Annotated in this window: 10 protein-coding genes; 3 read left to right on the forward strand and 7 right to left on the reverse strand. The window is 35.4% G+C overall.

Going from position 1 to position 12,402, the window contains the following annotated elements:
• Positions 1-158: 158 nt before the first annotated feature.
• On the reverse strand, positions 159-1,010 hold the full coding sequence (gene rgg, locus D8845_RS05105) for a quorum-sensing system transcriptional regulator Rgg (protein WP_125452705.1): 852 nt from the start codon (positions 1,008-1,010) through the stop codon (positions 159-161).
• 123 nt (positions 1,011-1,133) lie between these two features.
• On the opposite strand from rgg, the gene D8845_RS05115 reads away from it, so the two are divergent.
• Complete coding sequence (locus tag D8845_RS05115) at positions 1,134-1,475, forward strand: metal-sulfur cluster assembly factor (RefSeq protein ID WP_001206380.1); 342 nt, start codon at positions 1,134-1,136, stop codon at positions 1,473-1,475.
• A gap of 211 nt (positions 1,476-1,686) precedes the next feature.
• Here D8845_RS05115 and ilvD read toward each other — a convergent pair whose 3' ends face one another.
• Positions 1,687-3,390, reverse strand: a complete 1,704-nt coding sequence (gene ilvD, locus D8845_RS05120; RefSeq protein WP_125452706.1) for a dihydroxy-acid dehydratase — start codon at positions 3,388-3,390, stop codon at positions 1,687-1,689.
• 230 nt (positions 3,391-3,620) lie between these two features.
• On the opposite strand from ilvD, the gene rpmF reads away from it, so the two are divergent.
• Together rpmF and rpmG are read left to right on the forward strand one after the other, a co-directional pair.
• On the forward strand, positions 3,621-3,803 hold the full coding sequence (rpmF, locus tag D8845_RS05125; RefSeq protein WP_000290417.1) for a 50S ribosomal protein L32: 183 nt from the start codon (positions 3,621-3,623) through the stop codon (positions 3,801-3,803).
• 15 nt (positions 3,804-3,818) lie between these two features.
• Positions 3,819-3,968, forward strand: a complete 150-nt coding sequence (gene rpmG, locus D8845_RS05130; protein ID WP_001265622.1) for a 50S ribosomal protein L33 — start codon at positions 3,819-3,821, stop codon at positions 3,966-3,968.
• 197 nt (positions 3,969-4,165) lie between these two features.
• Here the strand turns inward: rpmG and D8845_RS05135 are convergent, their stop codons facing one another.
• The 5 genes from D8845_RS05135 to D8845_RS05155 all read right to left on the reverse strand — a co-directional run bounded on the left by D8845_RS05135 (position 4,166) and on the right by D8845_RS05155 (position 12,272).
• Positions 4,166-5,413, reverse strand: a complete 1,248-nt coding sequence (locus D8845_RS05135; protein ID WP_033685330.1) for a toxic anion resistance protein — start codon at positions 5,411-5,413, stop codon at positions 4,166-4,168.
• A 21-nt stretch (positions 5,414-5,434) separates the two neighbouring features.
• Positions 5,435-6,241: a hypothetical protein gene (locus D8845_RS05140; RefSeq protein ID WP_125452707.1), complete on the reverse strand. Its 807-nt coding sequence runs from the start codon at positions 6,239-6,241 to the stop codon at positions 5,435-5,437.
• Positions 6,242-6,990: 749 nt separating this feature from the next.
• Positions 6,991-9,261 carry an SNF2-related protein gene (locus D8845_RS05145; RefSeq protein ID WP_125452708.1) on the reverse strand — a complete coding sequence of 757 codons (2,271 nt, stop codon included), beginning with the start codon at positions 9,259-9,261 and terminating at the stop codon, positions 6,991-6,993.
• Positions 9,262-9,279: 18 nt separating this feature from the next.
• Positions 9,280-10,482 carry a hypothetical protein gene (locus tag D8845_RS05150; protein ID WP_020903380.1) on the reverse strand — a complete coding sequence of 401 codons (1,203 nt, stop codon included), beginning with the start codon at positions 10,480-10,482 and terminating at the stop codon, positions 9,280-9,282.
• Positions 10,479-12,272, reverse strand: coding sequence for a hypothetical protein (locus tag D8845_RS05155; RefSeq protein ID WP_142998970.1), 1,794 nt, complete (start codon positions 12,270-12,272; stop codon positions 10,479-10,481). Before D8845_RS05155 ends, D8845_RS05150 begins: the two co-directional genes overlap by 4 nt.
• Between the last annotated feature and the right edge of the window lie 130 nt (positions 12,273-12,402).

The following is a 12,402-nucleotide window of genomic DNA, read 5'->3' on the forward strand; positions in this document are numbered from 1 at the left end:
ACTATAGTATAGCACTTAGAAATTTTAGAGGAAAAACTTTTGAATATATGCAACAAAAAAATAAGTGAAAAGAGACGATAGAATTTCTCCAGTGACACGAGAGAGGTCAACAATTCTATCGCTTAAAATTTCAAATGATTTTCTTAGTTTGCAGATATTCAACAATCGGTCGTATTTCTATAGTATTCGGCAGATTTATTACAGCCAAGCATCTCAAAAATACGGACAGCATCTTCCATCTTTTTCTGACCTTCCTTGACTCTACCTTGCTTGCTATCAAGGAGACCTTCCGCCCACAAATAGACAATTCGGAAGTAGGTCTCATTTTCCTTGTAGAAATGCTCTTTGATGACACGTTTAAAATAAGAGGCATTAGTAAATTCTTCACACTCAATGCTGGCTAAAAAACCATTCAATAGTATAGTGTGAAAAAGGTTTCGATTGCCAGACATTTCCATTAGAAAATCAGATTTTCGTACCATCTCTCTAACATACCTAGTGAAAAGAGAAACAGATAGAAATGGTGAACTGACTGAAAATAAATTGAGTTCATAGATTCCCCAAATCTCGGTAGAAAACAAATAATCATGAAGAACTTTCCTTTCCTCTGCTGTTAACTCTACCCTTTCATCCATGCTCTTCATATAAGACTTGATAAGAATGGCATTTAGAATATGTTTCTGTTTATTGTGAGAATGGGCATGCTTTTGATACTCCCTGCGATACAAGTCCTCAAGAGGTGCTATATTCTTTGGATCCAAGACATCTATGATTTCTTTTCTCAACTCAGAATCTGTATCATACTGAAAACCTCTCGCCAGAAAGAGGATTTCCTCTACACTGGCAGATATATTTTCTAGGGCAAATAGAAACTTTTCCACCGAAAGCTCACTCTGACCTGTTTCAAAGCGAGATAACATAGACGGCGAAAATTGTTCCCCAGTTGCTTGTTTCAGCGAGATATTTCTTGACTCTCGTAATTGTCTAAAGACTTTTCCAATCTGCTCCATAGGCATCCCCTTGATTCAGTATTTTCTTCATTTTATCATATTTTTCAGAAAATTCATCAAAAACTTGCCAAATTGTCAGAATTATGAGAAAATAGAGGATATTTATCATGTGGAGGGACTGTAATGAGAGAGGATATCAAAATCAATGACCGTGCTTTGGCCTTGCAAGACCAAATTATCGAAAAACTAGAGAAGGTTTTTGATACAGATGTGGAATTGGATGTTTACAATCTAGGACTGATTTATGAAATCAATCTGGATGAAACGGGTCTCTGTAAGATTGTCATGACCTTCACCGACACTGCCTGTGATTGTGCCGAAAGCCTGCCTATCGAAATCGTGGCAGGTCTGAAACAAATCGAGGGTATCGAAGATGTCAAGGTTGAAGTTACCTGGTCGCCTGCCTGGAAGATTACACGAATCAGTCGCTACGGCCGTATTGCCCTTGGACTGCCACCTCGTTAATACTCTTCAAAAATCTCTTCAAACCACATCAGCGTCGGCTTGTCGTAGTACGGTTACTGACTTCGTCAGTTCTATCTGCAACCTCAAAACGGTGTTTTGAGCAACCTGCGCCTAGCTTTCTAGTTTGCTCTTTGATTTTTATTGAGTATAAGCAGGCAAATCACTTTTGAAGATGAAAAGAAGCAAGCCGAGAATGGCTTGCTTTTTGAGTTTATTTTTTACCTGACTTGTCCATATTCCAGAAGTCTGTCACGGCTCCGCGTGAAGCAGATGATACGATATGGGCATATTTACCAAGGACACCACGACTGTAAAGTGGTGGCAAGGTTGTTTCTGCCTTGCGTTTTTCAAGTTCTTCTTCAGATACGGCCATGGAAATTTCTTTGGTATCTTGGTCAACCGTAACAATATCGCCTGTACGAAGGTAGGCAATCGGTCCACCATCCTGAGCCTCAGGAGCGATATGTCCAACAACTAGACCATAAGTACCACCAGAGAAACGGCCGTCTGTCAAGAGGGCAACCTTGTCTCCCTGGCCTTTACCAACAATCATTGATGAAAGTGAGAGCATCTCAGGCATACCAGGACCACCTTTAGGTCCAACGAAACGGACAACAACTACATCGCCATCAACGATTTCATCTGTCAGAACGGCCTGAATCGCATCTTCTTCTGAGTCAAAGACTTTAGCTGGACCAACGTGACGACGCACTTTAACACCTGATACCTTAGCAACCGCACCGTCTGGTGCAAGGTTCCCGTTCAAGATGATAAGCGGACCATCTGCACGTTTTGGATTTTCAAGTGGCATGATGACTTTTTGACCTGGTGTGAGGTCTGCAAAGTCAGCTAAGTTCTCAGCAACAGTCTTACCAGTACATGTAATGCGGTTTCCATGAAGGAAACCATTTGCCAAGAGATATCTCATAACCGCAGGCACACCACCGACTTCGTAGAGGTCTTGGAAGACATACTGACCAGATGGTTTCAAGTCAGCCAAGTGAGGTACACGCTCTTGGATCGTATTGAAGTCCTCAAGTGACAAGTCAACATTGGCAGCATGGGCAATGGCAAGCAAGTGAAGAGTGGCATTTGTAGAACCACCGAGAGCCATAGTCACAGTGATGGCATCTTCAAAGGCTTCACGAGTCAAGATATCTGATGGCTTGAGACCGAGCTCCAACATCTTGACAACAGCACGTCCTGCTGCTTCGATATCTTCTTTCTTATCAGCAGATTCAGCTGGGTGAGATGAAGAACCTGGCAAACTCATACCCAAAACTTCGATAGCAGTCGCCATGGTATTAGCTGTGTACATACCACCACAGCCACCAGGTCCAGGGCAGGCATTACATTCAAGACGCTTCACGTCCTCAGCTGTCATGTCACCGTGGTTCCATTTTCCGATCCCCTCAAAAACAGAAACCAAGTCAATGTCTTTGCCATCAAGATTTCCCGGTGCAATGGTTCCACCATAGGCAAAAATAGCTGGAATATCCATATTAGCAATGGCAATCATAGAACCAGGCATGTTCTTGTCACAGCCACCGATAGCAACAAAGGCATCCACATTGTGACCACCCATAGCCGCCTCGATAGAGTCCGCAATAATATCACGAGATGTCAAAGAGAAACGCATACCAGGCGTTCCCATGGCAATCCCGTCCGCTACAGTGATAGTCCCAAACTGCACAGGCCAAGCGCCTGCAGATTTGACACCTTCTTTGGCTAATTTCCCAAAATCATGCAAGTGGATATTACATGGCGTATTTTCCGCCCAAGTCGAAATCACTCCCACAATCGGTGTTTCAAAGTCCTTATCTGTCATACCAGTTGCACGAAGCATGGCACGGTTTGGCGATTTTACCATGCTGTCATAAATGCTACTGCGGTGACGTTTATCTAATTCAGTCATTTGTTCCCTCCCATTTCAGTTTTTACTATTATAGCACATTTTAAAAGCAATGAACAGAAGAAAATTCTTGAATTTTCAGAAAATTTCGATTAATTCAGTTGATGACCTTTTAATTTTTTCATCTTTTTTTGTCAAGTAACTTTACTTTACAAAAAAAATGTGTTATCCTAGTATGGTTGATGAAAATCAGTAGATTGAATCGAATATAAATACCTAAAGGAGAAATCAAAATGGCAGTACCTGCACGTCGCACTTCAAAAGCGAAGAAAAACAAACGTCGTACACACTACAAAGTAACAGCTCCATCTGTAAACTTTGACGAAACTACTGGAGATTACTCACGTTCTCACCGTGTATCACTTAAAGGATACTACAAAGGACGTAAAATCGCTAAAGCTGCATCAGCTGAATAATAGAAGGGAGATACCATGCGCGTAAATATTACACTTGAACACAAAGAATCTGGTGAACGCTTGTACCTTACTTCTAAAAACAAACGTAACACTCCAGACCGTCTTCAATTGAAGAAATACTCACCAAAACTTCGCAAACACGTTGTGTTTACAGAGGTTAAGTAAGCATTCAATACGAATCAATACAGAAGAAAAACGCATAAGATGCGTTTTTTTCTTTTTGTTAATTTCAGTACATTGCAAGACAAATCATTCGAATGACTACATTTTTAACTATATTTTTTGTGAAATAAATTAGAGGCTCTAATATATAGGAAGAATCCAAAATCCCCTGCAAGCTATACTTACAAGGGACTTGTGTGTTATTCTTGTACTTCTTTCTGAGCGGCCTTGCCTTGGTCTAGAAGGGCTTGGACGATTTTCTCATCGCGTAGCTTGACAGAATCGTTGATCATTTCTGCGGACTTGACGATGGTTGTTTCTAGTTGGGCACGTTTCTGGCGTCCCAATTCAATTGCTGCGACGATACCTTGGTTTTGAGCGACCAGACTTTCAGCCAGTTTGGTAACAGACTCAACAGCGACTGTCGGACTTTGGGCAATTCGTTCCATCTGTGGAATCACTTCCTTGCTGGTCTCAGCTAGCATCTGAAGAGCAGCATTATTGGCATTGACAATGGCATCTGCCACGACACCTGATTTCATTGATTGTTGCAAAATACCCAGTTGGGCAATGGAAAGCTTCATTGTTGGAATCGTATTGCGACGAAGCATGCCCAATTTTTGGCGCATATCAGATGACACCTTCACAAGATTGCGCATCTGAGGTGTTGTTGCCCAGGCAACATAGAGACGGCTGACATACTCAGTGTGCTGTTGTTCAAGGGTATTGACCACTTCTGCCATACGAGCCAATTCTTGTGACTTGGTTTGGTATTCTACCGTACTTGTATCAAGTTGGTCAGCTTGAGCCTTCAGTTCGGCAGCGCGATTACCAGCTTCTGTCTGGCTAGCTTCGATAAAGGAAATCACTCCCACTAGATTTTCAATGGATTTGGTATTGTCCTCAATCAACATCTCAGCAGAGACGATATTTCGAGCTAGCACATCTTCTTGCTTGACCACTGCGGCAGCCATACCATCGAGCTTTTGTTCCACTGTTTTTGAATCAAAGTAAAATTCTTGTAGGGTATTCTTGCTCTTGTTAAACAATCGTTGCAAAAAGTTTGGCTTTTCTTCTAACTCAGCAATCTCAGCGTTCTTGTATTTGACGACAAAGCCTTGCAACTCACGGTTGGTATTCTTGAGAAGATCATCCACTTGGGGAATCTGCAATTTCTTTTGTTCTGACAAGATACGATTGACCGTATTATTCACACCTTCTACAGCAGATTGTCCAAAATCCAAAAGAGCATTTTGATTTGTGACAAATTGGTCTACTAACTGGGGCACGTGCGCCTTGATTCCTTCTTGCTGCTCAGGACTCAACTTTTCTAAGAAGGTCAAGGTCTTGTCTGAGCCAGTATTTGTCTCGATGATTTGGGTTGTTTTATCCACCTTAGCTACCGTATTATTAGCAATCTGGTCAATATCAAAATTAAATTCTGTCATGGTTACTCCTTTGTTTCTAACCTATTCTTTACGATCTTTTTCTAAGATACGCAGACTGATATCAAAATCACGCATATCTGTTTCATTAAGTTCTCTCAACACCTGATCCAGCTCAAGGTCAAATTGTTCGATAGCTGCTTTAGCTTGCTCTAAGCGTTCTTCTGCCCGATTATAGTTCTTCGGATTGGCCTTAATCTTTAAATAGCCTTCTAAAATCGTTTTGAATTTCTCCATCTTCAAACTATGAATGGCCGTCAACTCTTCCTTATCCCCTTCGGCAGAGGTGGCAATCTTGTCTAAAATGGCCTGATGATCAACGGCAATATTAGCCAAGGTCTGGGATAATTCTGGAGCTAATTCCTCTGGCTCCGCATTCTCAAGATCTACCTGACTTTCCCTATCCAAACGTTCTAGCTGAACATCGATAGTTGCCCGCACTGTACGAACCTTTTTGTCAATACGGTTGTAGATATCAGCATCGATATAGGACTTGAGACGATCCGCCTCCTGATGAATTTCCCGCAGTTCGATTAATACTTGATTAGCCAAACTCTTATAGGACTCTGAGCCTTTTTCTACTAAAGTTCCCTCCAATTGCTGAATATCCTTGTCCGCCTGACGAATCCGAGCTTTTAAAAGCTCAATCCGATCGTCGAGCGAACGATCCTGCAAAAGAGGATAGCGCCAACGTTTATAGAGACGATAACCACCATAGCCTAGCAGGACACAAGCCGCAAGTGGAAGAGCATATTGAACCAAAAGGCCCAATAAGAACAAGAAGCCCCAAAAATAGAGACAGCCTTTCCAAAAACCATTACCCGATTTCATAAACATTCCTTATTTTCAATTTATAAGTCTATTTTAGCACAAAAGACAAAAATGAGGGTGGAAATCCCCTAGAAAAGAGTTGATTTCTTTGCTGTAGAATGGAACTTGGTAGCGCGTGTTTTAATTTTAATGTAATGGACTCAAACCGTAAACTTCAATCAGATAAGATTGCAGAATGACAGCTGAGGAAATATCAAAATAAATCGAAAGAAAAGTATGGTAAAATATTGTTTTTCATAGACTTATTTGATATACTGAGCATCAAAGTTTCCTTTGTTTTTATTTTTTGCACTTATATCATAAAGGAGAAACTCCTTTTTGTCCAGTAAAAACAGCACCCAATGGGTGAAAAGAGAAAAGCATCTAGAATCCTTGGTTTTATATCAATTCTGGATGCTTTTTGTGTTATGTTTGAATAATTGGGGTAAAACTTTCTTATCTGAAACTATCACAAAAAAACAATTGAAATGCTAAGCCTACACAGACTGATTCCAATTGTTTCTTAACAATCAATTCTACCACTTCATAATCTAGATATTGTTCTAGTGGCATTCCGATTTTAGGATATCCAGACAAACATTTTCTGTGTACAATCCTTCACCGTCCTCGCTGACAAAACTGACATAACTAGAATCTTCGTCTCTCCATATAACATTATCTATGAAAAACATTGGCATAATCATTTGCTAAATTTATTGACTATAGAATATCGGGAATAAGTAGTTTTTTTTGAGATTCTACTACATCACTCACAATAAATCAATGCTATCTTCCTTTAATAATTTTAAACTGATATCGAATTCTCTTAGCTCATTATTATTTAACATCTTTAAAGTAGCAATTTGTTGATCATAAAAATTAACTATTATTGTTTTAGCTTCCTCCAGTCGCTGTTCACTATTTTCAACTAAATTAGGATTTTCAATAATTTTATAGTAACCATCAACTACATCACTAAAGCGTTTCATATATATTTCTTGACTAGTTATTAATTCTTCTCTTCTATCTGAAAATTTCTGAATTTTTTCAAGAATTACAATATTTTGTCGTTCTATTTCTTGAATAGTTTTTATAATATTAGCTCTAGCTAATTCACTTGTTTCAGAACCCTCCTCAAACATATCCTTTCTATCTGTATATTTTTGTTCGAAGTGATCTTCTTGCATCATTTGTAAAATCTCAGCTTTCTCATCAATAGTATATTCTACAGATAGCGATGTACGCTCAATAGCTTTCAACATTATTTCTTTTTTTTCATTTAATTTATTATAAATTTTCTTATCAATCGTACTACGACTCTCAGGCTGGCCATTTAAACAAAAATAATAATAATTTGTCTCCTGACCTTTATTTAATCCTAATCGATGAATACGGTCACGAGATTGTAGCATGTGAGTTAAATTAAATGAATATTCAAGATAAATTGCATCGTGCGAAATCATATGTAGTGAAACAGACTCTGCTAAGGTATGAGGATTTGTCACTAGCACATCATAAATGCCTTTTTGAAAATCAAGAATAATTCGTTCTCGCTCTTCACTTTCAATTCCTCCATAAACTACCGCTACTTTATATCCTAATTCATTCAAATGGTTTTGAACTTTAAAAATTGTATCTACAAAAAGACACCAAATAATATGAATACGATTTTCTTTAATTAAATTGACTGACAATCTCATACAGGATAAAAATTTAGATGACTCACCTATAGCATCAATCAATGATAACTCACTATCAGAATAAGATGGAGAATCCTGTAAAGGAAGGAAATCAATTTCCAGAGAATCTTCTCCATAACCTGCATACATTTCTTCAGTTAGACTATTTTTTAACAATGATGGATTTGAAGATAGTTGTATTAAACGAATGTATAATTGAAATGGATTTCTTGAATATTTTCTCCATAAAAGGTTTATTAGTTGTTGCTCATTCTGATTAGCTATAATATCGCATATATAATCAGGATTTTCTGGTGGTACACCTAATTCGTGTTTTGTAACTCTCCAAAAGAACGGAAATAATTTATTATTAATTTCTTCTTTTAACAATTCCGAAGGATTATTTAACATTGGCAATGATATAGAAAAATACTTCCTATATTCATCCTTGTATAGAATATTTAAAAAATTCCATATATCAGAATAAGAATTTGGAATGGGTGTCCCAGTCAACACATAACGAAAATTTGTTAATTGAGCCAATTCAATTGCTATTAGAGAACGTTCAGAATTTACACGCTTTATCTTATGAACTTCATCAAAAACTAACATTGTTCTATCATCAATTATCTTTTCTAATTCGTATCGATAACTAACGATAGCTTCATAATTGAACAAGAATAGATTATAATGTTGAACATTTTTGTACAGCATCTCTCTTCTGAAGTCGGAATTATGAATATCTATAACTCTCAACTCTCGTTTATTACCAAAGACATTCTTAAACTCTTCTTTCCATGATAAAAAAGAATTTTTAGGTCCTATTACAACTATTTTATCAACTTTATTAATAGATTCGCTGCTCAAATAGGCATACGTCCCATAAACCATAGATGTTTTTCCAGCTCCAGGAACAGAAAAATTTGCTACTCTATTCATTATCGCTTGATAAAAACTTACTCTATTTTGTATTTCATACAACGGGCGACTGACTTGTTCATTGACAATTTTTACAAATTGTTGGAACTCATCGAAATAACTATCTTTGTTTTCTTTTATTTTTAAGCCTCGTTTAGCTATTTCTTCAATCTCAAACTTCGAATACTGAATAAATGATATTACAGAAGCGGATATTTGAAATTCTATTCCTTCTCTATCAGAATATCTTCTCAGGTGTTTAATAATATCCTCTATTTCTACATATGATAAATTTTTCTTAAAATCCCATAAACGTTCTGAGTTTAGATATTTTTGCCTTATTTTTTTTATGGAACGATTTGTAGAATTTATTTTATAACTTGAAAATTTTTCTTCAATCTTTAACCCATCATCAAAATCTAGAATTAATAAATTATCTCCCATGTTCAAGACTACCCATTTCTATAAACAATTTAACTTTTCTAAAGTTTCACTCATATTTCTTAAAACTGATAAAAATTGCTGTTTAGAAGTGGTTCCCATTCTCTCAACTGCTTCTTTATCCACTTCTTGTAAAATACGGTAACTTTTTTCTAAAATTTCAATGGGTTGAACTTTAGCAGTAGATAGTTTTTTACTTTCAACTGCTTCTTCCGTTAGTTTAGCAATTCTTCTACTTAAATCAGTGGCCATTTCAACTGAATGTTTCTCCGAAATTTTTTCCTTTACAGAATCCGACTCAAAATAATCATTAGCATCATCTAAAATTTCATCTTCTTCTATAACTTCAAATAATTTTTCAGAATGCTCTCTATCCTCTAGAACTTGTTTCAACTCTCGAATTTTTCTTGTAATATCACCGTCTAGACTCATAATATTTAAAAATAGATACTCTTTTGCATCATCAATTCTATCAGGATTTAACTTAGAACTTTTTATTATTTTTTGTACTTCTCGTAAAGGGCCATCAATTTTTTGGTCCCTTGCAATATAGAATTTTAATGGCTGGTTAATATATTCCAAATAGTCCAACATCAATTGAGCCAATTCAACTTCGTCTTTAACTTTTTTTATCGATAAGTGTGTCTCTCGTGAATACTCTTCAACCGTAAAATTACTCTTATCACTTATTAAGTCACGATAAATATCTACTAATCTATCAATAGGGTTATAATCAACCCTGGACTCAACTGCATGCTGAAGATTTAATTCCAAGCGCTTTATATCTTTTTCAGTATAAAGTCTCTCATCCAAAATAACTGCTTCTAAATAATTAAATTCTGCACCTGCACCTTCTCTAGATAATTGTCTTAGAGAGGTAAATCGTCTATTTCCATCTAAAACAATACCGTTTGAAAGAACTACTGCAGGTTCAGTTTGTGACATTATTTGGATATTTCTTTTTGTTTTCTTCAATGCATCTGGATTACTTCGCTCAATGTAATTTTCTATAATATCATTAAATTCCACTAAATTATCCTTAGGAAATTCATTTCCTTCATCAATATACTGTGATACGTAGGTTGCAATACGACCATTCTTCTTGTTATATCTTAAAAATTCCAATGGGATACGATAAACATCAAAAATCTTAATTTGCCCTTGCAAAGAAAGTTTTTTAGTTGAAATTATCTCTCCAAGTTGTTTTTCAAATAAATTCATCATTTATATACCTCATTTAAATATTCTGCCTTATCAACATATAATTTATTTAGAGTTTTCGAATAAACGGCTCCTACATTTATCAATCGTTCAATAACATCAGCTTCATAAAACTCTATTCCATATTGTTGTTCAATATCAGCAATAAAATCTTCTACATTACATGATCCATATTCCAACAACAAATCTTGAAAAAAATCATCCAATGTTTTCTTATCATCTGATTTATAAAATAAGATTGCTTTTTTAAGCATGCTACGATTTGTTGCACTATAAACAATACTTATTAACTTAGAATTAACTAGCAAACGTTCAAGTGAAATTATGCTAAACCCATCATCAATTAATCCATCATGAAAACCATCTTTTATGATAGATTCTAATGTAAAATAATGATTCTCTGATACAAAGGATTCCACATTTCTTATAAAATTCTTAAAATTTCTCACAAAAAAATCTCTATTCTTAATAAATGTTAAATTTAGATATTTTTTCTCAGCAATTTTTAATATTTTGTACTCTGATTCCATATATGGGATAATCACTGGCTTTTGGTTTAACGCATATACAAGGGTAGGAGGTAATTCAGATAAATCTAAAATCCTCCGAGTTTTTATTTCTTCTTCTAATATAGCTTTTACACCTCTAAAATCAGATCTTATTATAAAATCTCCTCTCTGATAAAAACCCAAATTATATAAAACATCCGAGGTGATACTGATATCATATTCAGTATGTCGGGCTAATATTTTTTCAAAATCAGATACTAGATATATATTATCTAAAAGTTTCTCTTTCAATCCAGATAATTTACTAATCCTCTCCTCATCTCCAATATATAATTGTCCATTAATCAATACATCTGGTAAATTTTTACTAATAAAAGACGTGAGTGAATTTTCCTGAAGTCCAAACTCATTATAAATTTCTTTTGTAAAATCAGTAATCGAAATACCATTTCGAATAGCAATTTGCTGCTTAATAAATGTTACTTTATCTATGTCCCCCTTTGTAAATTCTGGATTACGTCGTAAAATAATATCAGGGATAACAAGTTCGTATGTCTTACAGAGATTATGTAACTCGGAACCTGAATAAATCTCCAATTCTTTCATCAGCTCTAGATGATTTTTAAAAATCAAATCCATATGGTAACAACCAAATTCAATATCTGTAAATATTTCTTTTATTTTAGCTATCTTATCATCATCAATATCAACAGAATAGTGCCTATAACCCTTACCATTTGAATAAATGACATTTTTGTAACGTTCGGCATTATTCATTAAAGATAAACTATTGTTTACCTTTAATTTAGGTAAATTTAACTCTTCAGCTTCTGAATTATAAAGATAGAACATATCATCTGATGTAAAATACTGCTGAGTTTCAGAATACTTTGATAAAGTGTGTATCAATAACTGCTCTCTATTCATATACTTTTTAAGATAAAGAGGCTCAATTATTCTTTTTACTTCTTCAGAATAGTCTCCTCTAGCTAACTCATCAAGAATATCTACAGAACCTTTTTTATACTTCAGATCTAAAAAATTATATACTCGACTATCCTCATGGAAAACAAGTGTAAATATATCCTCGGGTATATCAAAAGAGGAATAAATATCTGAGAATTTTTCTTCTTCAATAATCGGGGGTAATTGAAATAACAATCTTTGTAATATTTGATATACCCTTTGTCTGCTGATACTATACTTCTCTCCTATTTCTTGAAGCGATAGTCCATCTAGCCTATATTTTAGAAATTCAATATTTTTTATTTTTTGTTCTAACACATCTTCAAGATGTTCGCTTTGTATAATATCTATCAATTTATGATTATTTTCAAATTCTTCATTAGATTCTTTTTTGAATTCTCTAGTTGGGAATTTAGTTAGACCTTTTTTATATTTTAAACTTAGAATN

The organism is Streptococcus mitis (assembly GCF_003942865.1).
Lineage (GTDB): Bacteria > Bacillota > Bacilli > Lactobacillales > Streptococcaceae > Streptococcus > Streptococcus mitis_BI.

Excerpts from the sequence above, each read along its gene's own strand:
- rgg (WP_125452705.1), bottom strand. The coding sequence starts at position 1,010 with ATGGAGCAGATTGGAAAAGTCTTTAGACAATTACGAGAGTCAAGAAAT.
- D8845_RS05115 (WP_001206380.1), top strand. The coding sequence starts at position 1,134 with ATGAGAGAGGATATCAAAATCAATGACCGTGCTTTGGCCTTGCAAGAC.
- ilvD (WP_125452706.1), bottom strand. The coding sequence starts at position 3,390 with ATGACTGAATTAGATAAACGTCACCGCAGTAGCATTTATGACAGCATG.
- rpmF (WP_000290417.1), top strand. The coding sequence starts at position 3,621 with ATGGCAGTACCTGCACGTCGCACTTCAAAAGCGAAGAAAAACAAACGT.
- rpmG (WP_001265622.1), top strand. The coding sequence starts at position 3,819 with ATGCGCGTAAATATTACACTTGAACACAAAGAATCTGGTGAACGCTTG.
- D8845_RS05135 (WP_033685330.1), bottom strand. The coding sequence starts at position 5,413 with ATGACAGAATTTAATTTTGATATTGACCAGATTGCTAATAATACGGTA.
- D8845_RS05140 (WP_125452707.1), bottom strand. The coding sequence starts at position 6,241 with ATGAAATCGGGTAATGGTTTTTGGAAAGGCTGTCTCTATTTTTGGGGC.
- D8845_RS05145 (WP_125452708.1), bottom strand. The coding sequence starts at position 9,261 with ATGGGAGATAATTTATTAATTCTAGATTTTGATGATGGGTTAAAGATT.
- D8845_RS05150 (WP_020903380.1), bottom strand. The coding sequence starts at position 10,482 with ATGATGAATTTATTTGAAAAACAACTTGGAGAGATAATTTCAACTAAA.